Raw genomic sequence first — 26,319 nt, forward strand, 5'->3', positions numbered from 1 at the left:
AATTATGTTTAAAAAACTTTTAGAATTACGCCAACAAAAGGCAGCTAAAGCCGCAGAAATGCGAGCAATGCTTGAAAAAGCAGAAAAAGAAAATCGTTCTTTAAATGAAGCGGAAACCGCAAACTTTGAAGCGGTAAAAGGTGAAATTAATCAATTAACTGATGAAATCGCCCGTTATGAAGCGGTAGCTGATGAAGAACGTAACCTTGCCGGCAATGTAAATCCAGTAGAGCAACGCAGCGCAAAACAATTCAGTAATGACGAATTGCGCCATTACATTAAAACGGGTGAATTGCGTAACCTCACCACCGCCAACGGGGAAGATGGTGGCTATTCCGTTATCCCACAGTTAGACAAAGAAGTGATGAAACGCTTAACCGATGACAGCGTAATGCGCCAAATTTGTAATGTAGTGCGTTTGCCTATCGGTGCGAAAGAGTACAAAAAATTAGTTTCTGCCGGTGGTGCTGTTGTGGAACATGGTGAGGAAGGCGTAGCCCGTAACGGCACAGCCACGCCGAAACTTCATGAAGTCACCATTGCACTAAATTCCATTTATGCTTATCCGAAAACCACGCAAGAGATTTTAGACTTCTCAAGCATTGATGTTTTAGGTTGGCTGACTGATGAAATTTCTGAAACTTTTACCGAAACCGAAGAAGTAGATTTAACTTCCGGCGATGGTTCTAAAAAATCAAAAGGTTTACTCACTTATGAGCGCACAACCGAAAATGACAAAGTACGCGCCTTTGGTAAATTACAAAAATTAGAGGTGGCTAGCGCAGATAAAATCACCGCTGACACTTTGATTGATTTGTTCTATACCCTTCATAGCAAATACCGTAAAAACGCCGTTTGGGTGATGTCTTCTAGCATTGCTGCCGCATTGCAGAAACTCAAAAACAAAAACGGGGATTTTATTTGGCGTGATGGTTTAGCCGTTGATGCACCTTCTACCCTTTTAGGCCGTCCTGTTTATTTCCTTGAAACAATGCCGGCGAGTGGGGCTAATAGTCCGGTGGTGGCATTTGGTGACTTTAAACGCGGTTATTTCATTGTGGATCATGAAACAGGCGTAAGAACCCGCCCGGATAATTTAACCGAACCGGGATTTTATAAAGTCCACACTGATAAATATTTAGGTGGTGGCGTGGTTGATTCTAACGCAATCAAATTGATTGAAACCACAGCATAAACCATAAGGGGCGAGAAAGCCCCTTTTTGCTTAATAGGTTGTATATGAACAAAGAATTTGAGATCCGTTCAGCCACACTTTCAACGGATAAAGAAAATCAGAAATTAGTCGGTTATGTGGTTCGCTGGAATAGCCCATCAGAAGTCCTATATTGCGATTTTATCGAACAGTTTAGCCCAAATGCTTTTACAGAGAGTTTAAGCGGTGGTGATGATGTGAGAGCGTTATTTGAACACGATCACACAAAACTATTAGGGCGCACCAGTGCGGGAACATTAAAACTTGAAGAAGATAATATTGGTTTACGTTTTGAGTTGACACCGCCTGAAACCACAATCGGGAAAGATTTATTAATCAGCGTAGAGCGAGGCGATATTTCCGGCATGTCTTTTGGCTTTAGAGCAACGCAAGAAACATGGGATTTTGATGTTGAACCTTATCAGCGCACGGTAAGTAAAGCGGAACTCTTTGAGATCACCGTAACAAGCATTCCGGCATATCCTGAAAGTAGCGTAGAAATTGCGAAACGTTCGATGAACGAGGCAAAGGCAAAAACACAATCAAAACCGACTGCACTTTTTAAACAATGGCTTGATGTGGTGGAGTGTGAATAATGTGGAATCCATTCAAACGAAAAGAACAACGTAGTGCACCCGTTGCTATTGATGAACTGCTTTCTTACTTAGGCGTATCTAATACCGGTGCGGGGGAATTTGTCAGCCCGCAAACTGCCGAAGCATTACCCGCAGTGATGAATGCGGTCACGGTGATCGCCGAAGCGGTGGCGAGTATGCCTTGTTATTTGTATCGATTAAAAGACGATGGCCGAGAACGAATTTATAAGCACCCGGTAGATTATTTATTAAATGAAATGCCGAATCGCAGCCAAACCCCTTATCAATTCAAATATACCATGATGCGCCACTGCCTTTTAAGTGGTAATGCCTATGCGGTGATTGAGTGGAATAGCAAGGGTGAGCCGATTAGCCTAACGCCTTATCCGCCAAGTGCGGTAAATATTTATCGTAAAGTCGGTGGTGCATATATTTATGAAATCACTGATTTAGACGGTAAGACAACAAACTATCTACAAGATGAAATCTTGCATTTGCGCCATTCTTCCCTTGATGGATTTATGGGGCGTTCGCCGGTGACAATTTGCCGTGAAACAGTAGGCTTAGGATTGGCTCAACAGAAACACGGATCAGCCATTATGAAAAACGGATTAATGGCAAGCGGTTTAATCACGACAAGCGAGTGGTTAGACGAAGCGAAGGCACAGAAAGCAGTAAAAGCCCTTGAACGTTACAAAGGGGCGAAGAATGCGGGAAAAACCCCAATTCTTGAAGGCTCAATGGAATATAAACAACTCGGTATGACAAACCAAGATGCGGAATGGTTACAAAGCCGCACGTTTACGATTTCCGATATTGCCCGAATCTACAATATCAGCCCGATTTTTCTTCAAGACTATTCAAATAGTAGCTATGCCAACTTCAGCGAGGCAAGCCGAACATTTTTATCTCAAACCTTGCGCCCATGGCTTACGAATTTTGAACAGCAATTAAAGGACGCATTGATGATTGATTTAACGGTCAATTCTTCAAAACGTTATTTGATTGAGTTTGATACAAGCGATCTTTTGCGAACCAGTCAAAGCGAGCGATTCAAGAGTTACGATGTAGCCATTAAAGCGGGCGTAATGTCACCAAATGAAGTGCGCCGCCGTGAAGGTTTACCGCCTTATGCTGGTGGTGATGAATTTAGCCAAGCATGGAAACAAACCGTAGAAGTTAAGCGTGGTGATGGTGGAAATCAGAAAGCAGGAGTAAACGATGGCGAGAATGATTAGAGCCGGTATTTACAACAAAGTGATCACCATTCAAGAACGTAACTACAAAAAGGAACGAGAGAACAATACCTACGGCGCATCAACACCCATTTGGAAGAATGTCGTAGAAGTGCGGGCAAGTATTGAACCATTACAAGGGCGAGAATATTTTAGCGGCCCGTTTCAGATGGGTGAAAACATTATAAGAATTCGCATTCGTTACCAAGAAGGAATAACCAATAAAATGCGGGTTAAATATGGTAATCGCCTGTTTGATATTTATTCGGTAATTGATAGCAAAGAATCGCACAGAGAGCTGCAATTAATGTGTAAGGAAGGTGAAGCCCATGGCGAACATTGAAATCAGTCTTGAGGAAATCAAGGCGCATTTAAACGTAGATCACGATTACGATGATTCCTTGATTGAAAGTTATAAAGCGGCAGCACTTGAAGTTGCACAACGCCATATCGGGAAAACCTTTGCCGATGAAGAAACGGATAAAACAATTCCTTTCTATGATTCGATTAAGATTGGCTGCTTAATGTATATCGCCTATCTTTATGCAAATCGTGAAGCGGTAACCGATACAGCTAACCTTGCACCCGCACCCATGGCGATTAGTGCATTATGGGAAGTCTATAGAGAACCTTGCGCTTATTAAGGTGAATCTATGCCATACCAACCATTAAGGCGTTGTACCTTTCCCGGTTGTCGTAACCGAGTGAAAAGCGGACGATGTGATGAACATCAACAGAAGAAACAAGATAACCGATTGCCGGCAAGTCAGCGTGGTTACAATCACAAGTGGACGAAATACCGCACACAATACTTAAAGCATAACCCGCTTTGTGTCATGTGCTTAGAGAAAGGAATCTACACACCCGCAACAGTGATTGACCATATAAAACCAGTAGAGAATGGACAGGCCGATCCATTGTTTTGGGTAGCAAGTAACCATCAATCCTTATGTCGTGATTGCCACAGCTATAAGACAAGAGTGATAGATAAGCGTGGTTATGGTGCGAAGAAGTAAAGAATTCGTATCATACGAATAACTGATTAAATAATAGACAAATCTTAAACTTGAATTTTGTTCAAGAAATAATCAGATAGACCGGGTGGGGGGGGAGTTTTTGAAAGAAAAGCCCTTCCGCTAAGAACCGCCCGCCCAAGACAATTTTTACGCACGGCAATTTTTTTGAAAATAAGGAAGTCAGTCTCCTCAAATTTGAGGAAGCAACAAGACCAAATTTGGGCTCGTTAAACCAATCCAAAAATGGATTCGTTAAAAGGAAATAGAATGACAACAAAAAAGAAAACCACACACAATCCACCGAGCTTTTTAGATCCGGTGGCTAAGAACGCATGGAAAGCACGAATCAACCAACTTTTAGAACGTGGCGATATACAAGAAGCCGATTTAATTCACCTTGAACTTTATTGTGTGAATTATTCCCTTTTCCGCAGTGCGGTAGCCGATATTGCTAAAAACGGCTTTTCGATTGTAAACAGTCAAGGCACACAATCACGCAATCCGGCACTTTCAGCGAAAGCCGATGCCGAAAAGGTGATGATTAAAATGTCTTCCTTGTTAGGTTTTGACCCGGTCAGCCGCCGCAAAAATCCGGTAGAAACAGAAACGATAGACGCATTAGATGAAATCCTCACAATGTAGGTGAAAAATGGAAATCTGGCACGACTACGCAAAGAAAGTTCAATCAGGTGAAATAGTGGCTTGCCGAAAGATAAAACAAGCCGTAGCCCGTTATTTTGAGGATTTAGCAAACCCCGATTATTTCTTTGATAAAAGTGCGGTTGAAAAATTCCTCGCTTTCTCAAAGTTATGCCCGCATGTAAAAGGGCATTTGCGTGGCCAACCGATTATTCTTTCAGATTGGCAAGTGTTCCTCTTTGCGAATCTTTTAGGCTTTAAGTGGAAAGATACCGGATTAAGAAAATATCGTTCTGCTTATATTCAAGTGGCTAGGAAGAATGCAAAATCAACGGTGGCGGCAGTGTTGGCTAACTGGTTTCTCATTATGGAAAAAGGTCAGCAAGATATTTACACTGCAGCAGTAAGCCGAGATCAAGCCCGCATTGTTTTTGATGATGCCCGGCAAATGTGCTTACTTTCTACCCCGTTGAAGAAACGGCTCAATATCCAGCAGCACAAACTCATTAATCCAAAATCAAACAGTTTAATGCGCCCTTTGGCGGCAAAATCAAGCACTATTGAAGGCACAAACCCAAGTCTTGCGATTGTTGATGAATATCACCTACACCCCGATAACAGCGTTTATAGTGCGTTGGAACTAGGACAAGGCGCACGGCCCGAAGGTTTACTCTTTGCTATCACCACTGCAGGGAGTAATGTTATTTCCGCCTGTAAGCAGCACTATGACTACTGCGCGCAGATTCTTGAGGGAAACGAACAGAACGACAGCTTGTTTATTATGATTTTTGAGTTAGACGAAGAAAACGAAATCGACAAGCCGGAAAACTGGATAAAAGCCAATCCGAATATTGGAAAATCCATTCCTTACCTTGATTTTGAGAACACCATTAAAAAAGCCCGTGGGATTCCTTCCGAATGGGTAGAAATGCTCACTAAACGCTTTAATGTATGGTGTCAGGGAACAACACCGTGGCTAGGTGAGGGAAACTGGGCGCAATGTGCAAGAGATTACACCGAAAGCGATTTACTACATCAGGATTGTTATTTAGGGTTGGATTTATCCAGTACCAACGATTTAACAAGCCTTTGCTATACCTTTCCACAAGGGAAAAAAGTGCGGTTAGTTACCCGGCACTATATTCCCGAATTTCAGCTTAATAACGTGGCAAATAAAAATCGGGCCATGTATCGGAATTGGGTGCGTAGTGGCTGGCTTATTGCCACAGAGGGCGACTGTATCGACTATGACAAAATCAGAGATGATATTTTAAAAGATGCGGAAAACTTCAATATCAAAATGATTGGCTTTGACGTATGGAACGCCACACACCTTAGAACACAATTACAGGCGGCGGGGCTTGAGGTCGAACCCTTCCCACAAACTTATCAACGTTTTAGCCCGGTAGCAAAAAGTGCGGAAGTATTGATTAATCGCCAAGTGATAGAACACCACGGCGATCCGGTGCTTGCTTGGGCGTTATCAAATGTAGTGATGGAAACCGATGCCAACGCCAACATAAAGCCAAATAAGAAAAAGGCAGCAAACAAAATCGATCCAGCAGTGGCTTTCTTAATGTCATTCGGAACTTATCAACTTGAATATGGCGATCTGATTTTTGAGTTATCAGAAGAGCATAAACAGGCATTAGAACAATTTAACGGGATAGATCTATGAATATAGAGTTACTCAATATGATTGCTTATGCGTTCGTGCTTTATTCTCTCTTTTACTATTGGAGTAAATAAAATGTCAGTAAAAATACAAGGTTTAAAAGAGCTTGAACGAAATATTAAACGCTATGTAAAAGATACTCAGAAAGCCGTAAAGCCCTCAATTAGAAGGGCATTAAATGCCGGTGCAAAATCGCTTGAAAAATCAATAAAACCAAAAGTACCGGTGATGAGCAAAAGCACTGATTTTCGCCAAAAAAGCACAATAAAAAATAATGTTCGCCATAAAACAAAAGTCGCTAAAGACGGTTTAAGCGGGATCACAAGAATAAGAGTAATGCGTCCTAAAGGTCAGAGAATGGCAAGGGTTGGTGAAAATACCAAAGATAGACGAGATCCTTTCTATTGGTGGATGGTGGAATATGGCACGGTTAAAATGAAAGGCCGCCATTATATGGAAAAAGGCGCACAAACAGGTAAAGCCGAAGCATTGAGAATCACCGAAGAAACATTTAAAAGAGAACTCAAAGAAAGAATGCCTAAATGAACAAAAGCCCGTAATCACTACGGGCTTTTATTTTCATCAAGGAAAACATGATATAACCAAAATGATCCCACTAACCGCACTTGGCTCATTGCCAATATTCGTTATCAAATGTTTTGGTTTTCAATCGGGCGGTTTACTTTTTCAAGCTCACCGCCATTAGAGCGCTTTAATTATATGCCAATAATGAAAGCACAGCTATTATACAACAGTCCCTAATCTTGATAAATAGCCGTAGCTTATCGTAGCTTATTGATTTAGAATAAATTGTATATTGTGAGTTGTTATAAATTAACCAATAATTCACCACACCAGGAGGAAAAAATGTTTGCAGATTTCATCAAATTTAGCTTTCAAGTTTTCTTATTTTTTTGTGCACTATTAGGTGGTGTTATTCTTCTTGGGATATTTAACAAAATAGGTTGGGTAAATGTAGGCATTGGTTTTGGTGTACTGATAGCTTGTATTATTTCCTATGTGGTATGGACGGAACGACAACCGAACTACAGCTTAGAAGATCAACGTTATAACGAATATATTGCTAACCTAAGACAAGAAGTAGAACGTCCTATTATTCAAGCAAGATTAGCAAAACAAGCAAATGAATCTATTGATTTGAATGGAATTATTACAGGTAAAGCCACTTTTACAGATGCGGAAGGCAAAAACCGAGATTTAGATATTAACGTAAACTTAAAAATTAAATAACCAAATCAACGCACCTAGGGTAGCTCCCGAAAGCAAGACACCTTATCTTGTTGGTGCGTTCCTATCATAAGGGCAAATGCGAAAGGGGCGTTTATGAGCAATAGAGAAGATTTTTTTAAAGAACTTAGGAAATTCTTTTTTAATGATAGAAAAATTGATGAGTTAACATATTTAGTTCAGCTTATAGATGATTTGTTAAAAGAATTGACGCTAGAAGAAATAAAAATAGTTCAAGATTGGATAGATGAAACTATAGAAATGTATTATCAAGAGGAATTAGATAATGCTATAGAAAAAGCAAAATTGGAAACTGAATATATAGAAGATGAAGATGGGAATTACGAAGAATTTAATAAATATTTTGATAGAGTATGGTATGACAGATATGAACCTAACATAGATCTTATTATTCAGGATTTTAATGTAGAGACTAGATATATAGAAGGAGATAAAGACTTATTAGAATGGTTATTAAAGACAGGATATAGAGATGACGGACTACCAGATGGGATTAAAGATTATCATATAATGGCTGTAATGGCTCTTGAATATATAGATAGATTTATAAATGGTGATAGTTTATTTGGTGATGGTAATAAATTCGATCAACAAAACCTATTCAGGGCATTTTGGTCTTTTATAAGTTCAGAGCAAATGAAAGCTAAATATGAAATTGAACAGTTAATCAGTAAATCTAAAAGAGAGAACGCTCAAAAAGCGGCTAAAGCAAGGCACAAAGAAAATCATAAAATTAAAGATATGGTTGTTTCTAGATGGATAAAATATTTAGAACAATCAAAAGAAAAAGGGATAAAAATAAGTAAAACTGCTTTTGCAGATAAAATTTTTAAAGAATTGGAAAAAGCCCATCAAAAAGATCCACAAAAAAATAAGAGATATTCTGTAAAAACTATTCGTAATAACTGGTTACAAGGCATATAAAATACTTTATGCAAGCATAGGGTATACCCGTAGCAAGCAAAGCCCTGACTTTTACAAGGTCAGGGCATTTTTTATCCTTAAAATTTCCTTAAAAATACCTCCCGTTACGTAACGAAACCCAACAAAATCAAAAAACAAGTTACGGGAGTACAAAATGAATCCTATCGAAAATAAAGAAACCTTTAAGCCAATATGGGGCAGTACAAATGATGTAATGACCCGCATTTGCTGTAAACGTACAAAGTTATACGGGTTGATGCGTGATGATCCAACCTTTCCAAAACCTATCAGACTTTCTCAAAATCATATCCGTTGGAATTTAGCTGAGATTGATCAATGGATAGCAGATAAAGAAGCCGCACGAGTTTAAGGAGGGAATGATGAACATTAAACAAGTTACCCAAGATATTAATTTACTTTTGCCGGTACAAGAAATCAGTATCAAAGGCGAAGTAATGCAATACACCTTTGCAAGAACCTTGCACGCATTTTTAGAGAGTAAACAAGAGTTCACGCATTGGTTTAATAACCGTGTAGAGAAATATGACTTTATCGAAAATGAAGATTTTTGCTTGATAAATTTATCACGCAAAAAATCAAAAGGACGAGGCGGCCATAACAAAATTGATTACCGAATTTCCCTTGATATGGCGAAAGAGTTAGCGATGGTGGAAAGCAATGCCCAGGGCAAATTAGCAAGACGTTATTTCATTCAATGCGAAAAGGCTTTGCAGACTGTTGCACCGCAGATTCATTCCGAATTATTAACACAATGGAAAATGACAAGAGACAACACCGGCAAAGGCTATCGCCCACTATGCGCCGCACTTGACCGCAATCGCAAACGGCAAGGAAAACCCGTTCCCCGTTATTTGTTCACTAACGAAACCAACATGCTGACAAGCATTGTACTGGGAATGAGTGTTCATAAGTATAAAGACATTCATCAAATCACCGGTGAAATCCGTTCTCATTTAACCGCCGAGCAACTTGCCGAGCTGGAATATTTAGAGCGAGCTGATGAGATATTGCTGGATAGTGATGTAAACGACTTTGAAACTCGCCGATTAAAGCTGATTGCAATGCGAAACAATCGTTTTGAGAAATTGGCAGCATAGAGAAAAGAAAAACGCCACAAGGCTCACCCAAGTGGCGTAATTCCCTACCTTAAGACTCACTCAGAAGGTAGAACAATCAATCAATGAAGAACCACAGAAAACAGTGGTTACGAACCTGATACAAATTACACAGCGTTCTTTGATTCAAATTCATAGAAAGGAAATAAATATGAACCTAAATCAGCTTAATTATAAACAATATGAAAATAATTCACAATGCAAAATCTTTACAAAGTGCGGTCAAATTAATTATAGTCTTTACACTTTCGCAAAATCGAAAGTTCAGGCGTGGAAACCTGATGAATTATACACGGCGAACAGCACGCCAAACCGTGCTTTTTTTGTTCGTAATATACGCACACCTAAAGAAAATAACGAACGCAAAAATGCGTTGGTTACTATTCTCTCAATGGTAGAGCGTATTGGGCAACGTTTAATCGTTGGCTACTTTCCGTGTATGGTAGTTTTCCACCCCGATACGTTCTACCGCCAAGCGTGGAAACTTGCGGTAGATTGTCAAAATCTTTACACGGAGTTTTCATCAATGATCTACAAATTCCTCTTTACCGGCTCACGCTTTCGCATTGCCGTTTATGCCAATTCACTTAATGAAGCTTTAGCACGCTTACCAAAAGCCAATCAACGCCCTGTTTTAGTATCAAGAATTAAGGGGGGGGCTCATGCCTAAAGTTACCACACCATACACCCTAGATGAAAAAGCCCAAGCACGGTTTAAACGTGCAAATACAGCCTTATGGCAGGCTTACAGCATTATGGATTTATTAGTCAATGGCACTGACCTAAGCAACGACGATATGCCGACTTTGCTATCAGCTTTACAAGGTGCGGTTGAATTAATGAGTAACGGATTAAATGACTTGCCGGAGGTGGATAATGCGTAACGAAGCTATAAAAAATGCACTTATCACCCTATGGGAAGCACATCATATCGCCGAATTAATTAGCAAGATTGACGGTGAGAGCGAAAAAATTGAGGTTTATAAGTATGAAACCGCTTGCCGTGGCATTGCTCGCTTAACCTTAGAAGCCTTGATGACGTTAGAAGAAGAGCTATAAGGGGGCGATGATGAATAACGTAATCCTACACTACCAAGACGGGCGCACGTTTATTTGTGCAGAAGGCGTAACCCTTGCACGGGCAGAAGAAATCAAAGCCTACATTGAATCAAATAACGATGATTTTAGCTATCGCAACGTGGAGCGGGTAGAAATTCAGTACACAGGGGGAAATGATGAAAAAGTCTAAAACCGTGAAACCTTTTAAAACACCCTATACCCCAACGCCGGAGCAGTTAGAAAAATCGGTGAAACGCATTAAGCAGTTTTTAGCCTTTGCCGAAGATTATTTGCATAACGGCCATTATAACGGGTTGGTAAATTCAATCGAGCAAATTAAGAAAGCGGCAACGATTAGAAAGCCGAGAACAGTGGTAGGTGGTGGACGATGAACAGTAAAACAAGCGACAAACTCACCGCTATTTGTGAACGTGGGCTATATGACCAGATGATTTTAAATAATCAGATATTGGCGATAGCCGGTGAGCCGGAAAACATTCAAGACGATGTACTACGGCATCAAATTATCGTATGCCTTCATCATTCACAATGTATCGAACAAACTTTCAAACAAATTAAAAAGGTGGCACAAAATGAACATAGATATGAATAACCTCAACGAAACGGAAGTAACCGCACTGACAGCAAGAATAAGACAGCTTAACGGCGAAAATGTCAGCCCGATTCCTTATGTTATGTCGTGCATAGAAGAGCTTTCAGTCGTCTTTAATACAATGCCGGAAGCACAACGCAACGAATTGACGAAGACAAGAAATGAGCTGCTTTTCCTCCGACTTCATTTTACTGAATTGAAAGATGAAGCAATAAAAGCACGCTTAGCGGAAAAACCATTAAGCGATGAAGAAATGGTAAAAGTAGGGCTAACGATTGCCGCAGCCGAAAGCATTCTTGACATATTGGCTACACTACAAAATGCGGCAGATATGCGATTAATGACCATCTCAAAAAATGGGCTTGAAATCATGGGAGGATACAATGGCACGATTAATTAATGCACCTCATTTAGCCGATCAACCGCATGAACCTTACTCCGATTTAATTATTCTTGCCGGGCGTAAAGCCTGGCAAGCGTGGAATAATGGTAAAGGGGAAGAGTGGCTCTTATTATGCACGTTGATTTATGGATTAGAACCCGGTCAAAAGCCAGTGATTATTGGGCGAGAACAGCTTGAAAATATCTCTTCTGTTCGCATTGCAAGGGCAGATCAACAGCTCATTAAATTCTTTCAGTATGGTGAATTAACCAAAGAAGAAATCACGGCTATTTGCCGCAATCTTGCGAAAAATACTGATGCAATAGACGTGAAACTTTTTGATTCAGCCGCACAGCAGATTGAAGATTTAAGCGGCTATATCCAACGCTTACGCACAGATAAAAGTGCGGTCGATTTGGCAGATAAAATTGCACCGGAAAAACTGAAAGAGAAAGACGGCACGAATAAAAAAGCCCGTGCTTTAAGTAAATGGTTGAACATGGATTTAGCCTTAAGCACGCAAGATCGCAAACTTTACCACTATGACGGCATAAGATGGCAGATGGTGGAAGAATATGAGCTTGTTGATAAAGCGGTGACATTCTTTGATGAACAAGATTTTAACTACAGTGCACGCACCATTGAAAGCATTATTGATACGATTAAGATCCAATCGCCTAAAATGGGAACACAGGTTAAAGAGCTGATTGCATTCAATAACGGCACATTTAATCGGGCCACATTGGAATTTCTGCCCCATTGTAGGGAGAATTGGCTGACTTCTTATATTCCGCATGATTATCTCAATCAAGCGCAAGATACCCCTCATTTTGATAAATGGTTGGCATTTGTCAGCGGTGGGAAGACTGAAAAAATGAATGCGATTTTGAGCGCACTTTACGCTATTCTCACCAATCGCCACGACTGGCAATTATTCTTTGAGATAACAGGCGATGGCGGTAGCGGTAAATCAGTGTTTGCCAATATTGCTACAATGCTTGCCGGTGATCAAAACACCGAAAGCGGTCGATTAATTGATTTAGACGAACCACGGGGGCGGGAGAGTTTTGTCGGGAAAACCTTGATTATTTGCCCTGAACAATCTCGCTATGGTGGTGACGGTGGCGGATTAAAAAGTATCACTGGAGGCGATCCGGTAAATATTGACCCTAAACACCGTTCTAAATTTAAAGCCGTGATTCCGGCAGTCGTGCTAATTGTAAACAATGAAGCAACCCGATTTACGGAACGAAGCGGCGGGATTGAAAGACGGCGGGTAATATTTCACTTTGATAAAGTCGTACCGGAAAATGAACGTGATCCGAACCTTATGGAAAAAATCGAACGTGAAATAGGGGGAGTTATCTTTAAGCTGATTCATACTTTTGAACAGCCGGAAACGGCAAAGAAAGCTCTTGAATCTCAACAAGTGAGCGAGGAAGCATTAAATATAAAAATTCAAACCGACCATATGACAGAATTTTGTGGTTATTTCTACACAACCAAAGAAAGAAATGGATTATGGATTGGGAATGCTAGAATGATGGGAAATGAAAGAACACATCTTTATCCAGCCTACTTGTTATTTGCTGAAGCAAGTAATATTAAAAATGCATTAAGTTTAAACAACTTTTCAAGCTCATTGAAACAAGGGCTATCCCAACATAAAAATAATGTTGAGTATAGTGCAGCACGTTCAACAGGAGGGAAATTTCGCTCCAATGTTCACTACAAAGACTACTCAGAATTTGAAAACAACTATATCAAGCAAAGATGAAACGAAGGGGCGAAAGCCCCTTTTCTTATGAAATTAACCCAAAAGTGAACACCTAAAGTGAATACTTGTCTTCACTATTCACTATGTAACTATATGATTTTAAACTAAAAATAGCCAAAGTGAACAAGTGAATACCTTTTAAAAATATTTTTTACTATTATACGTTTTACACGTTTTCTTTTTCACAACGCTCCACAAAATCACTCCATAATTGCATAACCGGGCGGCGCAATTCTACATAATCATAACGGTTATACGCTTGGCTTGTTTTATCCCCGATTCTGTGTGCAAGACAACTTTCAGCCAGTCTAAAATCCACTGCTTGATTTTCTAAATAGGTGCGGGCAATCGATCTTAAACCATGACTATCTTGAATCCCTTTATAACCGATCTTTCTCAACGCATTAGCGATTAATTCTTTACTGGCAGATTGAATTCGGTTTGCTATAGTGAGAAAAAACGAATTTGTTATACCCGGTGATAGGTTTTAATTCTTCCAAAATTTCAAGCATTAAAGACGAGAGCGGAACAGTGTGGGGAAATTGTCCTTGTCTTGTTTTCTTCATTTTTATTGCCGGAATCGTCCATAATTGTTTACTAAAATCAATTTCAGACCATTCAACCGAAACGGCCTCAGCAGGGCGAACCATTGAAAGTAATTGCCATCTGAATAAAACTTTAGTGAGGAAATCTCGATTAGAATCACGGAAATCTTTTAAGAGTTTTGGAAGTTGTTCCGGTTTAATTGCCGGGTGATTCTTTTGTGGTTCTTTGTGATACGCATCAGAGGCTTTAATACAAGAATTGAAGGGGATTAAGCCCAGTGTGACGGCGTAGTTTAAAATTTGATTGGCAAGGTTTAAAAGACGATGCAAAGTATCATTAAATCCTTTTTCATTCAGTGGTTTTACGGCTTTAATTAATCGTGGTGAGGTAATTTCATCAATAGGATAGTGACCTATTTCAGGGAAGATATATTTTTCTAATCTCGCCCAGTTTTTCTCCATAGTTAGCGGTTCAATTTCTTTACTTCTTTTTTCTTTCCACAATAGAGCCACATTCAAGAAACTATTTTCATTTTGACCGCTTTTTAGTTTTTCTTGTTCTTCTTCATATTCTTTAGGTGAAATTCCTTGAGCGAGCAGAGCATTATATTCTTCTCGTTTTTGGCGAGCTTGAGCAAGAGAAACGGACGGATACGTTCCAATAGTAAGCGATGTTCTTTTATTTGTCACAGGGTGATAATAATTGAAGATCCATGCTTTAGCTCCAGTAGGTTTTACACGCAAATAGAGCCGGTTCCCATCACTCAAATTGTATTCTGTCTTCTTTGGTTTTGCTTTATCAACTTCTGTATTTGTAAGGGGTTTAGTAATGCGTGGCATAGTTTTTCCTATTTGTAGTAACAAGATTTTAGAGGAGTTTAGCACCTTGTTACTAAACTTGTTACTAAAAACCGTGATTAGAGACAATTAAATACGAAAAGTTACGATAAGAGAAAGTGCGGAAAAGCCTTGTAAACACTGGATAAAACAAAGCCCCACGTTAAGTTCCGCAGGGCTATGAAAGGGGTATATGGTGCGACTAGCTGGACTCGAACCAGTGACCCCCACCATGTCAAGGTGGTGCTCTAACCAACTGAGCTATAGTCGCATTGAATGCGGTGGATAATAAACAGTTTTTTTTATGAAGACAAGTAATTTTCTTTAGTGACTATTTTAAATGATAAAAAAATAACCAAAAGGAGGAGAGCGTGTAGGGAAGTCTTTTTTGATTTTGGCTTCTTTTAGGCGTATAATGCGCGCCGATTTATATTGCTCAAAAAATATTTGGGTGAATGGTTTATTTAAAGTTAGCAAAATATTTACGGAGTAGAATGATGTCTAGAAGGCTAAGAAGAACGAAGATTGTATGTACTATGGGTCCAGCAACTGATCGCGATAACAATCTTGAAAAAATTATTGCAGCGGGTGCAAACGTCGTTCGTATGAACTTCTCTCACGGTACCCCTGAAGATCATATTGAACGTGCTGAACGTGTTCGTTCTATTGCGAAAAAATTAGGTAAGACAGTCGCGATTTTAGGAGATCTACAAGGGCCTAAAATTCGTGTTTCTACTTTTAAAGATGGCAAAATTTTCTTAAATGTGGGCGATAAATTCATTCTTGATGCGGAATTACCAAAAGGTGAAGGTAATCAAGAATCGGTAGGTTTAGACTATAAAACCCTTCCTCAAGATGTCGTTCCCGGTGATATTCTTTTATTAGATGACGGGCGTGTTCAACTAAAAGTACTATCAACCGAAGGCGCTAAAGTATTCACTGAAGTGACTGTTGGTGGTCCATTATCAAACAATAAAGGGATTAACAAATTAGGCGGCGGTTTATCTGCAGATGCATTAACTGAAAAAGATAAAGCAGACATTATTACTGCGGCACGTATTGGTGTTGATTTCTTAGCGGTTTCTTTCCCTCGTTCAAGTGCAGATTTAAATTATGCACGTGAGCTTGCTAAACAGGCAGGGTTAAATGCGAAAATTGTTGCTAAAGTTGAACGAGCTGAAAGTGTAGCAAGTGACGAAGCAATGGATGATATTATTTTAGCGTCTGATGTTATCATGGTTGCTCGCGGTGACTTGGGTGTTGAAATCGGTGATCCTGAATTAGTGGGTGTTCAGAAAAAATTAATTCGCCGTTCACGTCAATTAAATCGTGCAGTAATTACCGCTACACAAATGATGGAATCCATGATTAGTAATCCTATGCCGACCCGTGCGGAAGTCATGGACGTTGCGAATGCAGTATTAGACGGTACTGATGCGGTCATGCTTTCAGCAGAAACGGCTGCGGGACAATATCCGTCAGAAACTGTCGCAGCAATGGCCCGTGTTTGTTTAGGGGCGGAAAAAATGCCTAGCATAAACGTGTCTCGTCATCGTATGGATAAAGAGTTTGATGATATTGAAGAAGCCGTTGCCATGTCTGCAATGTATTCAGCAAACCATATGAAAGGTGTTGCGGCAATCATTACTTTAACCCATTCCGGTCGTACTGCCTTATTAATGTCTCGTATTAGCTCAGGTTTACCTATTTTTGCCTTATCTCGTAATCAGGAAACCTTAAACCTTTGTGCGTTATATCGTGGTGTGACCCCGGTATTCAGCGATGCTGAATCTCGTAGCTCAAACGGCGCACAAACGGCAATTGCCTTATTAAAAGAAAAAGGCTACTTAAACTCCGGCGATTTAGTGTTATTAACTCAAGGTGATGAGTTAATGAAACATACTAACGTATGTCGTACTTTAATCGTTGAGTAATAGACGAGTTAGAATCAAAAGAGCGGTGGGATTTCCCACCGTTTTTTATTTTTCCTTTCGAGATAAAAATAGTCGTGGAAAGCGCCTCGAAAATTATTTATAAATCGTTAAAGTGATTTACTCGCCTCTTCGGAGCCGTTGACAAAGCCAACCTTCAAAAAACTTTGTTTTTTCTGACCGCACTTTTTTCTTAAACCTCCCCTCTATTTGCGGTATCATAAACACCAATCCTTTTTGTATTTCAAACTATCTATGGCCTCGAAACCGCAAATTACCTCATCAGATAAACAAACCGCACAAGTTAGTATTCCACCTCATTCCCTTGAAGCCGAACAAGCCGTATTGGGCGGTATTATGTTGAGTAATCAACATTGGGATAGCATTGCTGAACGTGTGATTTCAGATGATTTTTATACCTTTGCACATCGTGCAATTTTTCAAACAATGGAAGATCTCATCCGAAATCAATCGCCCATTGATTTGATTACCCTTGATCAAGCATTAAAGAATAAAGGTATCAGTGAAGAAGTCGGCGGTTTTGCTTATCTTGCCGAGCTGTCGAATAATACGCCGAATGCCATCAATATTTTGGCGTATGCGGATATCGTTCGGGAAAAAGCGATCTTGCGGGAATTAATTTCCGTGGGAAATCGCATTGCAGAGAAAAGCTATTCACCAAAAGGACAGGATATCAAACTCATTTTAGACGAGGCCGAAAGGGAAGTTTTTGCCATTGCAGAAAAACGTAGTTCTTCCAGCGAAGGTCCGCAAAATGTCATTGCGGTATTACAGAACACGATTGAACGCATTGATACCTTGAGTAAAGTGAAAAACCATTCTGGGGTGACCGGTGTAACAACAGGCTTTACGGATCTTGATAGAAAAACGGCAGGGCTTCAACCTTCCGATTTAATTATTGTTGCAGCCCGTCCTTCCATGGGAAAAACCACCTTTGCCATGAACCTGTGTGAAAATGCAGCGATGGCAAGTGATAAACCCGTGTTAGTGTTTAGTTTAGAAATGCCGGCGGAACAAATTATGATGCGTATGATCGCCTCCCTTGCCCGAGTGGATCAAACTAAAATTCGTACCGGTCAAGGGCTGGATGAGATTGAATGGAATAAAATTAGTAGCGTATTCGGTATGTTTAAACAGAAGAACAACCTTTATATTGATGATTCTTCTGCCTTAACGCCAACGGAAGTGCGCTCGCGTGCACGGCGTGTTTATCGTGAAAATGGCGGACTGAGCCTTATCATGGTGGATTATTTGCAACTTATGCGTGCACCGGCATTTTCCGATAACCGTACTTTGGAAATTGCGGAAATTTCACGTTCATTAAAAGCCTTAGCGAAAGAGCTGGAAGTCCCTGTCATCGCACTTTCTCAGTTAAACCGAACCTTAGAACAACGGGCTGATAAACGTCCGGTAAACTCGGATTTACGTGAATCAGGCTCGATAGAACAAGATGCCGATTTGATCATGTTTATTTATCGTGATGAAGTCTATAACGATAATTCTGAAGATAAAGGCGTAGCGGAAATCATCATCGGTAAACAAAGGAATGGTCCGATCGGTCGTGTACGTTTGAAATTTAACGGGCAATTTTCACGTTTCGATAATCTTGCGGAACAGCGAGAATATCATGATGACTATTAAGGAAAAAGAATGAACGTAAAACCGGCAACAGCAAAAATTAGTTCACAAGCCTTAAAACATAATTTAGCGGTGATTAAACAAAAAGCACCGAATAGTAAAATTATTGCTGTAGTGAAAGCCAATGCTTATGGGCATGGCGTAGTATTTGTCGCATCAACTTTAGAGAACGATGTTGATTGTTTTGGTGTAGCACGTTTGGAAGAGGCACTTGCACTACGTTCAAACGGTATCACCAAACCTATTTTGTTATTGGAAGGATTTTTTGCTGAAAAAGATTTGCCTATTTTGGCGGTGAATAATATTGAGACCATTGTTCATAATCATGAGCAGCTCGAGGCATTAAAACGAGCAATTCTGCCGAGCCCAATTAAAGTGTGGGTTAAAATTGACACCGGAATGCACCGTTTAGGAGTTGCCCTTGATGAAGTGGAGGAATTTTACCAAGAATTGAAAAAACTCCCTCAAATTCAACCGCACTTAGGTTTTGTCAGCCATTTTAGTCGGGCTGATGAGCTCGAATCTGATTATACGCAACTTCAAATTAATCGCTTTTTATCTGTGACCCAAGATAAACAGGGAGAGCGTAGTATTGCCGCATCAGGGGGGATTTTGTTTTGGCAAGAATCCCATCTGGATTGGATTCGTCCCGGTATTATTATGTACGGTATTTCCCCAACGGATACGGTGGGGGCTGAATTTAATTTAACTCCCGTTATGAATCTGACTTCCTCTCTTATTGCCGTACGTCATCATAAAAAAGGAGAACCGGTCGGTTATGGCGGTATTTGGACAAGCCCTTGCGATACTAAAATCGGGGTGGTGGCGATTGGTTACGGTGATGGTTATCCGCGCGATGTACCGGAAGGTACACCGGTTTATTTGAATGGACGCATTGTGCCGATTGTAGGGCGTGTTTCCATGGATATGCTCACTGTAGATTTAGGTGCGGATAGCCAAGATCAGGTGGGTGATGAAGTGATTTTATGGGGTAAAGAATTACCGATTGAAACCGTCGCTAAATTTACCGGTATTCTGAGCTATGAATTGATTACCAAATTAACGCCACGTGTTATAACCGAGTATGTGGATTAGCTTTTAATTAATAGAAGGAAATAGTATGAAAAATATCAATCCGACTACGACTAATGCTTGGAAAGCATTAGATATTCACCAAACCGAGTTGGCAAATATCACAATCCAAGATTTATTCCAACAAGAAAAGGATCGCTTTAAGGATTATTCCTTAACCTTTAAGGATCAAATCTTAGTAGATTTCTCAAAAAATAATATTAATCAACAAACGCTTTCGCTGCTTCGCCAACTGGCGCAAGAATGTTCGCTGGATAGTGCAAAAGAAGCAATGTTCAACGGTGAAAAAATTAACCGTACTGAAAATCGTGCCGTATTACACACCGCACTTCGCAATCGGACGAATTCCCCGGTGATAGTCGATGGCAAAGATGTTATGCCGGAAGTGAATACGGTTTTAGCAAAAATGAAGGATTTTTGTCAGCGAGTGATTTCCGGTGAATGGAAAGGCTATACCGGAAAAGCCATCACCGATGTGGTAAATATCGGGATTGGCGGATCTGATTTAGGCCCTTATATGGTCACTGAAGCGTTACGCCCTTATAAAAATCATCTCACGATGCACTTTGTTTCTAATGTGGACGGCACACATATCGCAGAAACTTTGAAAAAAGTGAACCCGGAAACCACGCTTTTCTTAGTTGCCTCTAAAACTTTCACCACCCAAGAAACCATGACGAATGCTGAGAGTGCTCGTGATTGGTTATTATCTTCCGCCAAAGATAAAAGTGCGGTAGCAAAACACTTTGCAGCCCTTTCCACCAATGGCAAAGCAGTCGCAGAGTTTGGCATTGATACCAATAATATGTTTGAGTTTTGGGATTGGGTAGGCGGACGTTATTCCCTATGGTCAGCCATTGGTTTATCAATTGCGCTTTCCATTGGTTTCGAGAACTTCGAGCAATTACTGAGCGGTGCGCACGAAATGGATCAACATTTCCGCACCGCACCAATCGAACAAAATATTCCTACCACTTTAGCCCTTGTGGGATTGTGGAACACCAATTTCTTAGGTGCACAAACGGAAGCGATTTTACCTTATGATCAATATTTACATCGTTTTGCCGCTTATTTCCAACAAGGCAATATGGAATCAAACGGTAAATATGTGGATCGCAATGGCAATACCATCGATAACTATCAAACCGGCCCAATCATCTGGGGAGAACCGGGTACAAACGGTCAGCATGCCTTTTATCAATTAATTCACCAAGGCACAACTTTAATTCCTTGTGATTTTATTGCGCCGGCACAAAGTCATAATCCATTAGCGGATCATCATAACAAATTACTGTCTAACTTCTTTGCGCAAACGGAAGCCTTAGCATTCGGAAAAACAAAAGAAGAAGTGGAAGCCGAATTTGTGAAAGCGGGTAAATCTTTAGATGAAGTGAAAGATATTGTTCCGTTTAAAGTGTTTACCGGTAACAAACCGACTAATTCTATTTTGGTTCAAAAAATCACACCGTTCACTTTAGGAGCATTGATCGCCATGTATGAGCATAAAATTTTTGTTCAAGGCGTGATTTTTAATATTTTCAGCTTTGACCAATGGGGAGTGGAATTGGGTAAACAACTGGCTAACCGTATCCTACCGGAATTAGCGGGTAGCGAAAAAGTATCAAGCCACGACAGTTCAACAAACGGGCTAATCAATCAATTTAAAGCCTGGCGATAAATAAATCTGAGTGAAAAGTGCGGTCGGTTTTGACCGCATTTTTTTATGCAAGAAATTATTTTTTTAATAGCCGATCTATTGTCAAAAAACTGTGTTGGCTCCCAACCTGCCCGTTGTTGAATGAGGCAATCCATCGCATCATAGCGTTGTTTGAGGATAAACCCTTGTGGGGAAGTGCGGTCGGTTTCATTGCCGTTTTGGTCGTATTGGAAAAACAGTTGATGATATTTACCGCTTGTTGAGGGAGAAATATATTTTTAAAGAGCGAAATTTACTTTTTGTTTTTGGAATAAAATTCCCAGTATTTTTTATCAAACTCTTTGAAAGCCCGTTTTTTTCCTCGATCATAAGCAATAGAAAAATATTTCATGGCTTCATCATATTCTTCTAGTTCATAACAAACTCGACCCATTTGAAAATATTCATAAGCACCCTCTTGAGCTGTATCATTATTTAAAGCTCTAAGAGCCCATTCTTTAGCTTGAATGTAGTATTTGTTATCAAAAAGATTATTAAATATACAATCAATAATCCAGTTAGAAATTTGCTCGGGCTGCTTATTTTTAGGTTCAGGTAGATCATTCCATAGGCTGAGTAAAAAATTAAGTTCTTCTTCTTGAGTTCTTTTTCCAAAAGAACTCATTTTTCTAAAAATGTCATGCACTTGTTCAATTGTTAAAATCATAATTTTTCCTATTTTATTGGTGGTAAATATCGGTCAGAGAGTTTTCCTCCATTTGAGCGATTTATTTTATAGTAATCTAATTCATAGTTATTAGGGTCTCGCATCCATTTACGAACTTCGGGTGATCTAGCTCCATATTTTTTACCTGTTGAGTTCCACCATTTTACAGCATCAATTTTATGAGACATATCAGCTTCAGACAGTGGTCTCCATGTTCCTTTTGAATCTTTGAACAAAGTTCTTCCGCCTAAAGTTTGAATTCTTCCTTCTTTTCTCATTCTCTCAATGACTTTCCGCCCAGTTCGGCTATTTTTACTTGGTGTATTGCCCATATATTTTCTACGACAAGAAGCGAGACCAAACGAATCGATAAAATCAATAGAGTTTTGAACGTAGGAATACGGTGTTTCCCCTCCGTCTAGTCCAATCGGGTCTGATGAAAGGTAATTTGATGTTTCAGGATCATAGTAACGGAAACGATTATATGCCAATCCCGATTCTTCATCGTAGTATTGCCCTGCAAATAACAGATTAGGATCTAATGATGAGTTTCGGTTGTAGTTGCTAAATGGTAACCCCTACAGGCTATGCTTTTCTTTTCGCCATAGGGTTCTACCTTGCGGATTAAGAAGAGCAATAACTTGTCCATTCGGTTGGCAAATGGCATAACCTGTTTCCTGCTTCCATTCGATGAAGTTACCGTCAATCGTTTGTTTAAGTTGCTGATAGTTATCCTGTTGAGCGATTAATTCAAATCCGTTAAATACGGAGTGCCGTTCGCTAATGAGTTCATCGTTTTTGAAAGTTCGAGTGTAGGCGAGTTGGTCGCTGTCCCACAGGTATTCAATGCGTAGATGTTGTTTCGGACATGCTTTTGAAATCCGTCTGCCCAAGGCGTCATATTTATAATGCCACACCTCACCTTTTGGTGTGGTGATACCAATCAGTTCGTTTTTGCCGTTCCAGCGGTAGTTGGTTTCTTGTTTTCTAAAGCCGTCCCGTTTTTCAACCTTGGTGACTAACCGCCCCGCTTTGTCATATTCGTAGTAGTTTTCATTTAAGCGGTGGAGTTTATGCCCCTTTTGGTAAATATCCTGATGTGGGATAATTTGCCGCTGTGCCTGATACTCCGGGTGGTATGGGTTTTGAATTAAGCCGTAATTTTCATGTCCTACCTGGCGTTGGGTAAGGTAGCCACATTCATCATAGGCATAGCGTTCTTGTTCACGGTTTTGGTTGTGAATTTGGGTGATTTGGTTATTTCGGTTTAGGGTGAAAAAGTGCTGTTCGCCTTTGTCCTTGGTTTCAAGGGGGTTCAGCGCCTTGTCATAGCGGTAATGTTGATTGACCTCAGCAAAACTTGGGGCATCAATGCCGGTGGCTCGCAGTTCGTCTTTGTCAAAAAACTGTGTCGGCTCCCAACCTGCCCGTTGTTGGGTGAGGCAATCCATTTCATCATAGCGTTGTTTGAGAATAAACCCTTGTGGGGAAGTGCGGTCGGTTTCATTGCCGTTTTGGTCGTATTGGAAAAATAAGGCGTGTTTTTGACCGCTTGTATCCGGCAAGTTGAGTTCAATTAACTCACCGAGACTATTGTACTTAAATTGCGTGATGATAGTCTCATCTTTCCCCTCAATATAGAGCGTTCTCGTGAGGGTTTGGGCTTCATCATCATAAGTGCGCTCAATTCGGTGGCCGTTTTGGGTTTCTTTGATAATACGGTCGTTAAGGTCGTAGTCAAAGGTTTGTCGGCTATACAGGCTTTGAATCGCGATAACTCTGCCGAGGTTATCGTATTCGTAAAAATAGCTGTCGTCAGTTGTGATAAGGCGAATTAGGCGATAACCTGGGTCGTAGTCATAATGGGTAACGTTCCCCTCGCCATCGGTTAGGCTTTTGAGCAAGCCGTTTTCGTTGTAGGTATAACGCCAACGGCTATCGATAGCGGAGAGAGCAAGCGGTCAGATTTATCTAATTTTTGCAAAATTTTAGGAAAACTCGACCGCTTGAACAACATGTTATCAAGTTAATTTTTAAAGAACAATGATGGTACTCTTTTGTAACAAGTACCGTTTTTTTAACATTTATCATCCGCCACAGACGAGCGCCATCGTGGGAAGCCCTAATCTGTTATTTTTATATCAGGATATAACTTAATATAACTTTTTATAGCAATAGTAAAAACACTACCAAGCCATCTAGAAACTAAAGGATAAAATTCTTCACAGGGCTGATTTTCTTGATTTGTATATTGATAGTTATCATTTTTCAAATCGTTAAATAAGCAATGGTTTTCAAAAATTAATTTAGAATATTCATCTTTTGTTAGATTTTTATATGTTTGAAAATATCCACTCCTCCATTGCATATCGTTCACAATAGTTGGCTCGATGAGGAAATTCTCTTTGCTCAAATTAATGTCAGAACTAAGTTCGCTAGTAACATCTTTATAGATGTACACAATACTAAATTCAGGTGGGCTATCTTCTTTCCATACTAGATCATTTTTAGCTACAAGACCATGAATAAATCCAACGCCTTTAATTTCAAAGCTAAAGAGATCCCCAACTTGTGGTCTTTTATAATTCCGCTTACCTTTCACAATTAAAGATACGATTTCATCTGATTTTATTTCGTTTTTCATATAATTAACTCCTATGAATTTAATAAATGACCGTAGCCATTTTCTTTTAGCCAATTTTCTCCCCATTTTACGGCTGCGTCATAATGTGACCTATTTGGAGAAATACTATTTTGTATATTGGTAAATGTGTTATTTGTAGCACCTTTTCTTGCATTGATAACAGCTTGTTCTATACTTCTAGCTTGGTTTCTTGGCAATTGACTATTGATAACGGAGAGAGCAAGTGGTCAGATTTATCTAATTTTTGCAAATTTTCAGGGAAATTCGACCGCTTGCACGGCGTACTATTGAGTTAATTTTTAAAGAACAAAAGGCAATGCGTTTTGAAAACAAAATTCCATCTAAAAGTTAGGTTGGGTTGGAGGCAGATATTACCGTAGGTCGGATTGGAAAGCCGTCAGAGTTTTAAGATTCTGAAAATGTTGGGGTTTCAACCCAACCTTTTAATACAATCTACCTATTAACAATATTATTTACTTTCTCTAATTTTTTTTAATCCTTTTTCTAAAATAGAAATTTTTTCAATAGGTGTACCTCTATCGTGGGCTTTATACCAATTTGGTATTGTTTTCATAAATAATTTATCTCCTTCAGGCGTAACATTAGATTCATATATAATTAAATCCAATTTCACATCACCATTTTTATCGTAAGGGAGTAAGTTAACTAATAAATTATTTTTATATAAAAAATCTACCAAGATCTTAGTCCTTAAATAAACTCTTTCTTGATATTCTTTGCTTTTATTTGCATTCAAAAATACTTGATAATCATATAGAGGAAGATCAATTTTCATTCATTTTGCCCTTATTATTTTAGAAATACCTTCAATTTCATTTTGTTTGAGGATGACGAATAAATCGTCCACCTAAAGCCTGTATGCGTCTCTCTTTTTCTATTTGAAGAGTTTTATCTGCTGTTCTACTTGTTATTTCTACAGGTTTCCAAGAACCATCTTTCCCTTTGACTACAAAATCAACCCTACGACCACTATTAGTTCGTGGATCAACAACTTTTTTTCCATTGGCATCTCTTAAAATCTTTTCACCTAATACATTTTCTTTACCATAACGCTTCTCTAAAATTCTTCTTGCTCTATCTTCCCTTGCCAATCCATCTACTTTATTTTTAATACATTTTAGGCCAAATGGATCAAGAAAATCTAAAGGATTTTGGACATAAAAATACGGCGTGCTACCTCCCTCCAATCCGATTGGATCAGAGTTTAGATAACACGCTGTATTCGGGTCATAATATCGAAAACGGTTATACGCTAACCCACTTTCTTCATCGAGCCATTGCCCAGCAAACAACATTTGTGGATTGAGTGGATTTGACTGCCTATATTCATTGGCAAAGTATAAACCCCAAAGTGTTTGTTTCTCTTTTCGCCAAAGGGTTCTGCCTTTGGGGTTGAGTAGGGCGAGGACTTGTCCATTCGGTTGGCAGATGGCATAGCCAGTTTCCTGCTTCCATTCGATGAAGTTACCATCAATGGTTTGCTTGAGGGTTTGATAGTTATCCTGTTGGGCAATTAGTTCAAAGCCGTTAAATACGGAGTGCCGTTCACTGACAAGTTCATCATTTTTGAAAGTTCGAGTGTAGGCAAGCTGGTCGCCGTCCCACAGGTATTCAATGCGTAGATGTTGTTGCGGAGATTCTTTTGCAATCCGTCTGCCTAGAGCATCGTATTTATAGTGCCACACATCACCTT

30 protein-coding genes, 1 tRNA gene and 2 pseudogenes are annotated in these 26,319 nt (G+C 39.7%); 25 read left to right on the forward strand and 8 right to left on the reverse strand.

The features are described 5' to 3' along the window. Positions 1 to 4 precede the first annotated feature (4 nt). From BKG94_RS07300 to BKG94_RS07400, 21 genes are all read left to right on the forward strand, one after another. The gene (locus BKG94_RS07300; RefSeq protein WP_077435714.1) at positions 5 to 1,195 is read left to right on the forward strand and encodes a phage major capsid protein; all 1,191 of its coding nucleotides are present in this window, start codon (positions 5 to 7) and stop codon (positions 1,193 to 1,195) included. Between the two features lie 44 nt (positions 1,196 to 1,239). Continuing rightward, positions 1,240 to 1,809: an HK97 family phage prohead protease gene (locus BKG94_RS07305; RefSeq protein ID WP_077435716.1), complete on the forward strand. Its 570-nt coding sequence runs from the start codon at positions 1,240 to 1,242 to the stop codon at positions 1,807 to 1,809. After that, complete coding sequence (locus BKG94_RS07310; RefSeq protein ID WP_077435718.1) at positions 1,809 to 3,047, forward strand: phage portal protein; 1,239 nt, start codon at positions 1,809 to 1,811, stop codon at positions 3,045 to 3,047. Before BKG94_RS07305 ends, BKG94_RS07310 begins: the two co-directional genes overlap by 1 nt. Further along, positions 3,031 to 3,387 carry a phage head closure protein gene (locus BKG94_RS07315; protein ID WP_077435720.1) on the forward strand — a complete coding sequence of 119 codons (357 nt, stop codon included), beginning with the start codon at positions 3,031 to 3,033 and terminating at the stop codon, positions 3,385 to 3,387. Before BKG94_RS07310 ends, BKG94_RS07315 begins: the two co-directional genes overlap by 17 nt. Then, positions 3,374 to 3,688: a head-tail connector protein gene (locus BKG94_RS07320; protein WP_077435722.1), complete on the forward strand. Its 315-nt coding sequence runs from the start codon at positions 3,374 to 3,376 to the stop codon at positions 3,686 to 3,688. The genes BKG94_RS07315 and BKG94_RS07320 overlap by 14 nt, the downstream gene beginning before the upstream one ends. Before the next feature lie 9 nt (positions 3,689 to 3,697). After that, a complete protein-coding gene (locus tag BKG94_RS07325; protein ID WP_077435724.1) occupies positions 3,698 to 4,060 on the forward strand; it encodes an HNH endonuclease signature motif containing protein in 363 nt (120 codons plus the stop codon). Between the two features lie 267 nt (positions 4,061 to 4,327). Continuing rightward, the gene (locus tag BKG94_RS07330) at positions 4,328 to 4,702 is read left to right on the forward strand and encodes a phage terminase small subunit P27 family (RefSeq protein WP_077435726.1); all 375 of its coding nucleotides are present in this window, start codon (positions 4,328 to 4,330) and stop codon (positions 4,700 to 4,702) included. A gap of 7 nt (positions 4,703 to 4,709) precedes the next feature. Beyond that, entirely contained in the window at positions 4,710 to 6,377 is a 1,668-nt protein-coding gene (locus tag BKG94_RS07335; protein ID WP_077435728.1) for a terminase large subunit, read from the forward strand. Positions 6,378 to 6,449: 72 nt separating this feature from the next. Further along, positions 6,450 to 6,920 (forward strand): HK97-gp10 family putative phage morphogenesis protein, encoded by a 471-nt coding sequence (locus tag BKG94_RS07340; protein ID WP_077435730.1) that lies wholly within the window; start codon positions 6,450 to 6,452, stop codon positions 6,918 to 6,920. Positions 6,921 to 7,241: 321 nt separating this feature from the next. Then, positions 7,242 to 7,625 (forward strand): hypothetical protein, encoded by a 384-nt coding sequence (locus BKG94_RS07345; RefSeq protein ID WP_077435732.1) that lies wholly within the window; start codon positions 7,242 to 7,244, stop codon positions 7,623 to 7,625. Between the two features lie 93 nt (positions 7,626 to 7,718). After that, positions 7,719 to 8,567 carry a hypothetical protein gene (locus tag BKG94_RS07350; protein WP_077435734.1) on the forward strand — a complete coding sequence of 283 codons (849 nt, stop codon included), beginning with the start codon at positions 7,719 to 7,721 and terminating at the stop codon, positions 8,565 to 8,567. Between the two features lie 154 nt (positions 8,568 to 8,721). Continuing rightward, positions 8,722 to 8,937: a helix-turn-helix transcriptional regulator gene (locus BKG94_RS07355; RefSeq protein WP_077435736.1), complete on the forward strand. Its 216-nt coding sequence runs from the start codon at positions 8,722 to 8,724 to the stop codon at positions 8,935 to 8,937. A gap of 7 nt (positions 8,938 to 8,944) precedes the next feature. Then, on the forward strand, positions 8,945 to 9,685 hold the full coding sequence (locus BKG94_RS07360) for an antA/AntB antirepressor family protein (RefSeq protein ID WP_077435738.1): 741 nt from the start codon (positions 8,945 to 8,947) through the stop codon (positions 9,683 to 9,685). A gap of 169 nt (positions 9,686 to 9,854) precedes the next feature. Continuing rightward, entirely contained in the window at positions 9,855 to 10,373 is a 519-nt protein-coding gene (locus tag BKG94_RS07365) for an ash family protein (RefSeq protein ID WP_077435740.1), read from the forward strand. Beyond that, positions 10,366 to 10,587, forward strand: coding sequence for a hypothetical protein (locus BKG94_RS07370; protein WP_077435742.1), 222 nt, complete (start codon positions 10,366 to 10,368; stop codon positions 10,585 to 10,587). The genes BKG94_RS07365 and BKG94_RS07370 overlap by 8 nt, the downstream gene beginning before the upstream one ends. After that, positions 10,580 to 10,762 (forward strand): hypothetical protein, encoded by a 183-nt coding sequence (locus BKG94_RS07375; RefSeq protein ID WP_077435744.1) that lies wholly within the window; start codon positions 10,580 to 10,582, stop codon positions 10,760 to 10,762. Before BKG94_RS07370 ends, BKG94_RS07375 begins: the two co-directional genes overlap by 8 nt. Before the next feature lie 10 nt (positions 10,763 to 10,772). Beyond that, positions 10,773 to 10,952 (forward strand): hypothetical protein, encoded by a 180-nt coding sequence (locus BKG94_RS07380; RefSeq protein WP_077435746.1) that lies wholly within the window; start codon positions 10,773 to 10,775, stop codon positions 10,950 to 10,952. Beyond that, positions 10,939 to 11,154 (forward strand): hypothetical protein, encoded by a 216-nt coding sequence (locus BKG94_RS07385; protein WP_077435748.1) that lies wholly within the window; start codon positions 10,939 to 10,941, stop codon positions 11,152 to 11,154. The genes BKG94_RS07380 and BKG94_RS07385 overlap by 14 nt, the downstream gene beginning before the upstream one ends. After that, positions 11,151 to 11,375 (forward strand): hypothetical protein, encoded by a 225-nt coding sequence (locus tag BKG94_RS07390; RefSeq protein WP_077435750.1) that lies wholly within the window; start codon positions 11,151 to 11,153, stop codon positions 11,373 to 11,375. The genes BKG94_RS07385 and BKG94_RS07390 overlap by 4 nt, the downstream gene beginning before the upstream one ends. Continuing rightward, the gene (locus BKG94_RS07395) at positions 11,356 to 11,775 is read left to right on the forward strand and encodes a hypothetical protein (RefSeq protein ID WP_077435752.1); all 420 of its coding nucleotides are present in this window, start codon (positions 11,356 to 11,358) and stop codon (positions 11,773 to 11,775) included. The genes BKG94_RS07390 and BKG94_RS07395 overlap by 20 nt, the downstream gene beginning before the upstream one ends. Further along, positions 11,759 to 13,534 (forward strand): DNA primase family protein, encoded by a 1,776-nt coding sequence (locus BKG94_RS07400; protein WP_077435754.1) that lies wholly within the window; start codon positions 11,759 to 11,761, stop codon positions 13,532 to 13,534. The genes BKG94_RS07395 and BKG94_RS07400 overlap by 17 nt, the downstream gene beginning before the upstream one ends. 166 nt (positions 13,535 to 13,700) lie before the next feature. Here the strand turns inward: BKG94_RS07400 and BKG94_RS07405 are convergent. Both BKG94_RS07405 and BKG94_RS07410 read right to left on the reverse strand, forming a co-directional pair. Continuing rightward, a pseudogene (locus BKG94_RS07405) lies at positions 13,701 to 14,919 on the reverse strand (integrase arm-type DNA-binding domain-containing protein). A gap of 191 nt (positions 14,920 to 15,110) precedes the next feature. Further along, positions 15,111 to 15,187, reverse strand: a tRNA-Val gene (locus BKG94_RS07410). A 226-nt stretch (positions 15,188 to 15,413) separates the two neighbouring features. Between BKG94_RS07410 and pyk the strand changes: the two genes are divergently transcribed. The 4 genes from pyk to pgi all read left to right on the forward strand — a co-directional run bounded on the left by pyk (position 15,414) and on the right by pgi (position 21,276). Beyond that, positions 15,414 to 16,850, forward strand: a complete 1,437-nt coding sequence (pyk, locus tag BKG94_RS07415) for a pyruvate kinase (protein WP_077435756.1) — start codon at positions 15,414 to 15,416, stop codon at positions 16,848 to 16,850. A gap of 252 nt (positions 16,851 to 17,102) precedes the next feature. Then, on the forward strand, positions 17,103 to 18,509 hold the full coding sequence (locus tag BKG94_RS07420; RefSeq protein ID WP_077435758.1) for a replicative DNA helicase: 1,407 nt from the start codon (positions 17,103 to 17,105) through the stop codon (positions 18,507 to 18,509). Between the two features lie 9 nt (positions 18,510 to 18,518). Then, positions 18,519 to 19,601, forward strand: coding sequence for an alanine racemase (gene alr, locus BKG94_RS07425; protein WP_077435760.1), 1,083 nt, complete (start codon positions 18,519 to 18,521; stop codon positions 19,599 to 19,601). 25 nt (positions 19,602 to 19,626) lie between these two features. Continuing rightward, positions 19,627 to 21,276, forward strand: coding sequence for a glucose-6-phosphate isomerase (gene pgi / locus BKG94_RS07430; RefSeq protein ID WP_077435762.1), 1,650 nt, complete (start codon positions 19,627 to 19,629; stop codon positions 21,274 to 21,276). Positions 21,277 to 21,547: 271 nt separating this feature from the next. Here pgi and BKG94_RS07435 read toward each other — a convergent pair whose 3' ends face one another. From BKG94_RS07435 to BKG94_RS10105, 6 genes and pseudogenes are all read right to left on the reverse strand, one after another. Next, on the reverse strand, positions 21,548 to 21,961 hold the full coding sequence (locus tag BKG94_RS07435) for a hypothetical protein (RefSeq protein WP_077435764.1): 414 nt from the start codon (positions 21,959 to 21,961) through the stop codon (positions 21,548 to 21,550). A gap of 8 nt (positions 21,962 to 21,969) precedes the next feature. Further along, a pseudogene (locus BKG94_RS10135) lies at positions 21,970 to 22,521 on the reverse strand (RHS repeat-associated core domain-containing protein); the annotation flags it as partial. Between the two features lie 18 nt (positions 22,522 to 22,539). Next, positions 22,540 to 23,865 (reverse strand): RHS repeat domain-containing protein, encoded by a 1,326-nt coding sequence (locus BKG94_RS07445; RefSeq protein ID WP_077435768.1) that lies wholly within the window; start codon positions 23,863 to 23,865, stop codon positions 22,540 to 22,542. Positions 23,866 to 24,083: 218 nt separating this feature from the next. Continuing rightward, positions 24,084 to 24,605: a hypothetical protein gene (locus tag BKG94_RS07450; protein WP_077435770.1), complete on the reverse strand. Its 522-nt coding sequence runs from the start codon at positions 24,603 to 24,605 to the stop codon at positions 24,084 to 24,086. Positions 24,606 to 25,074: 469 nt separating this feature from the next. Further along, positions 25,075 to 25,401: a hypothetical protein gene (locus BKG94_RS07455; protein ID WP_077435772.1), complete on the reverse strand. Its 327-nt coding sequence runs from the start codon at positions 25,399 to 25,401 to the stop codon at positions 25,075 to 25,077. A gap of 37 nt (positions 25,402 to 25,438) precedes the next feature. Beyond that, positions 25,439 to 26,311: an RHS repeat domain-containing protein gene (locus tag BKG94_RS10105; protein WP_077435774.1), complete on the reverse strand. Its 873-nt coding sequence runs from the start codon at positions 26,309 to 26,311 to the stop codon at positions 25,439 to 25,441. Positions 26,312 to 26,319: the final 8 nt, after the last annotated feature.

Origin of the sequence: Rodentibacter ratti (genome assembly GCF_002000485.1) — a bacterium.
In the GTDB taxonomy this organism is placed as follows: Bacteria; Pseudomonadota; Gammaproteobacteria; order Enterobacterales; family Pasteurellaceae; genus Rodentibacter; species Rodentibacter ratti.

What these genes read in the sequence shown, in the direction of transcription:
- BKG94_RS07300 (WP_077435714.1), top strand. Translation starts at nt 5, where the DNA reads ATGTTTAAAAAACTTTTAGAATTACGCCAACAAAAGGCAGCTAAAGCC.
- BKG94_RS07305 (WP_077435716.1), top strand. Translation starts at nt 1,240, where the DNA reads ATGAACAAAGAATTTGAGATCCGTTCAGCCACACTTTCAACGGATAAA.
- BKG94_RS07310 (WP_077435718.1), top strand. Translation starts at nt 1,809, where the DNA reads ATGTGGAATCCATTCAAACGAAAAGAACAACGTAGTGCACCCGTTGCT.
- BKG94_RS07315 (WP_077435720.1), top strand. Translation starts at nt 3,031, where the DNA reads ATGGCGAGAATGATTAGAGCCGGTATTTACAACAAAGTGATCACCATT.
- BKG94_RS07320 (WP_077435722.1), top strand. Translation starts at nt 3,374, where the DNA reads ATGGCGAACATTGAAATCAGTCTTGAGGAAATCAAGGCGCATTTAAAC.
- BKG94_RS07325 (WP_077435724.1), top strand. Translation starts at nt 3,698, where the DNA reads ATGCCATACCAACCATTAAGGCGTTGTACCTTTCCCGGTTGTCGTAAC.
- BKG94_RS07330 (WP_077435726.1), top strand. Translation starts at nt 4,328, where the DNA reads ATGACAACAAAAAAGAAAACCACACACAATCCACCGAGCTTTTTAGAT.
- BKG94_RS07335 (WP_077435728.1), top strand. Translation starts at nt 4,710, where the DNA reads ATGGAAATCTGGCACGACTACGCAAAGAAAGTTCAATCAGGTGAAATA.
- BKG94_RS07340 (WP_077435730.1), top strand. Translation starts at nt 6,450, where the DNA reads ATGTCAGTAAAAATACAAGGTTTAAAAGAGCTTGAACGAAATATTAAA.
- BKG94_RS07345 (WP_077435732.1), top strand. Translation starts at nt 7,242, where the DNA reads ATGTTTGCAGATTTCATCAAATTTAGCTTTCAAGTTTTCTTATTTTTT.
- BKG94_RS07350 (WP_077435734.1), top strand. Translation starts at nt 7,719, where the DNA reads ATGAGCAATAGAGAAGATTTTTTTAAAGAACTTAGGAAATTCTTTTTT.
- BKG94_RS07355 (WP_077435736.1), top strand. Translation starts at nt 8,722, where the DNA reads ATGAATCCTATCGAAAATAAAGAAACCTTTAAGCCAATATGGGGCAGT.
- BKG94_RS07360 (WP_077435738.1), top strand. Translation starts at nt 8,945, where the DNA reads ATGATGAACATTAAACAAGTTACCCAAGATATTAATTTACTTTTGCCG.
- BKG94_RS07365 (WP_077435740.1), top strand. Translation starts at nt 9,855, where the DNA reads ATGAACCTAAATCAGCTTAATTATAAACAATATGAAAATAATTCACAA.
- BKG94_RS07370 (WP_077435742.1), top strand. Translation starts at nt 10,366, where the DNA reads ATGCCTAAAGTTACCACACCATACACCCTAGATGAAAAAGCCCAAGCA.
- BKG94_RS07375 (WP_077435744.1), top strand. Translation starts at nt 10,580, where the DNA reads ATGCGTAACGAAGCTATAAAAAATGCACTTATCACCCTATGGGAAGCA.
- BKG94_RS07380 (WP_077435746.1), top strand. Translation starts at nt 10,773, where the DNA reads ATGAATAACGTAATCCTACACTACCAAGACGGGCGCACGTTTATTTGT.
- BKG94_RS07385 (WP_077435748.1), top strand. Translation starts at nt 10,939, where the DNA reads ATGAAAAAGTCTAAAACCGTGAAACCTTTTAAAACACCCTATACCCCA.
- BKG94_RS07390 (WP_077435750.1), top strand. Translation starts at nt 11,151, where the DNA reads ATGAACAGTAAAACAAGCGACAAACTCACCGCTATTTGTGAACGTGGG.
- BKG94_RS07395 (WP_077435752.1), top strand. Translation starts at nt 11,356, where the DNA reads ATGAACATAGATATGAATAACCTCAACGAAACGGAAGTAACCGCACTG.
- BKG94_RS07400 (WP_077435754.1), top strand. Translation starts at nt 11,759, where the DNA reads ATGGCACGATTAATTAATGCACCTCATTTAGCCGATCAACCGCATGAA.
- pyk (WP_077435756.1), top strand. Translation starts at nt 15,414, where the DNA reads ATGTCTAGAAGGCTAAGAAGAACGAAGATTGTATGTACTATGGGTCCA.
- BKG94_RS07420 (WP_077435758.1), top strand. Translation starts at nt 17,103, where the DNA reads ATGGCCTCGAAACCGCAAATTACCTCATCAGATAAACAAACCGCACAA.
- alr (WP_077435760.1), top strand. Translation starts at nt 18,519, where the DNA reads ATGAACGTAAAACCGGCAACAGCAAAAATTAGTTCACAAGCCTTAAAA.
- pgi (WP_077435762.1), top strand. Translation starts at nt 19,627, where the DNA reads ATGAAAAATATCAATCCGACTACGACTAATGCTTGGAAAGCATTAGAT.
- BKG94_RS07435 (WP_077435764.1), bottom strand. Translation starts at nt 21,961, where the DNA reads ATGATTTTAACAATTGAACAAGTGCATGACATTTTTAGAAAAATGAGT.
- BKG94_RS07450 (WP_077435770.1), bottom strand. Translation starts at nt 24,605, where the DNA reads ATGAAAAACGAAATAAAATCAGATGAAATCGTATCTTTAATTGTGAAA.
- BKG94_RS07455 (WP_077435772.1), bottom strand. Translation starts at nt 25,401, where the DNA reads ATGAAAATTGATCTTCCTCTATATGATTATCAAGTATTTTTGAATGCA.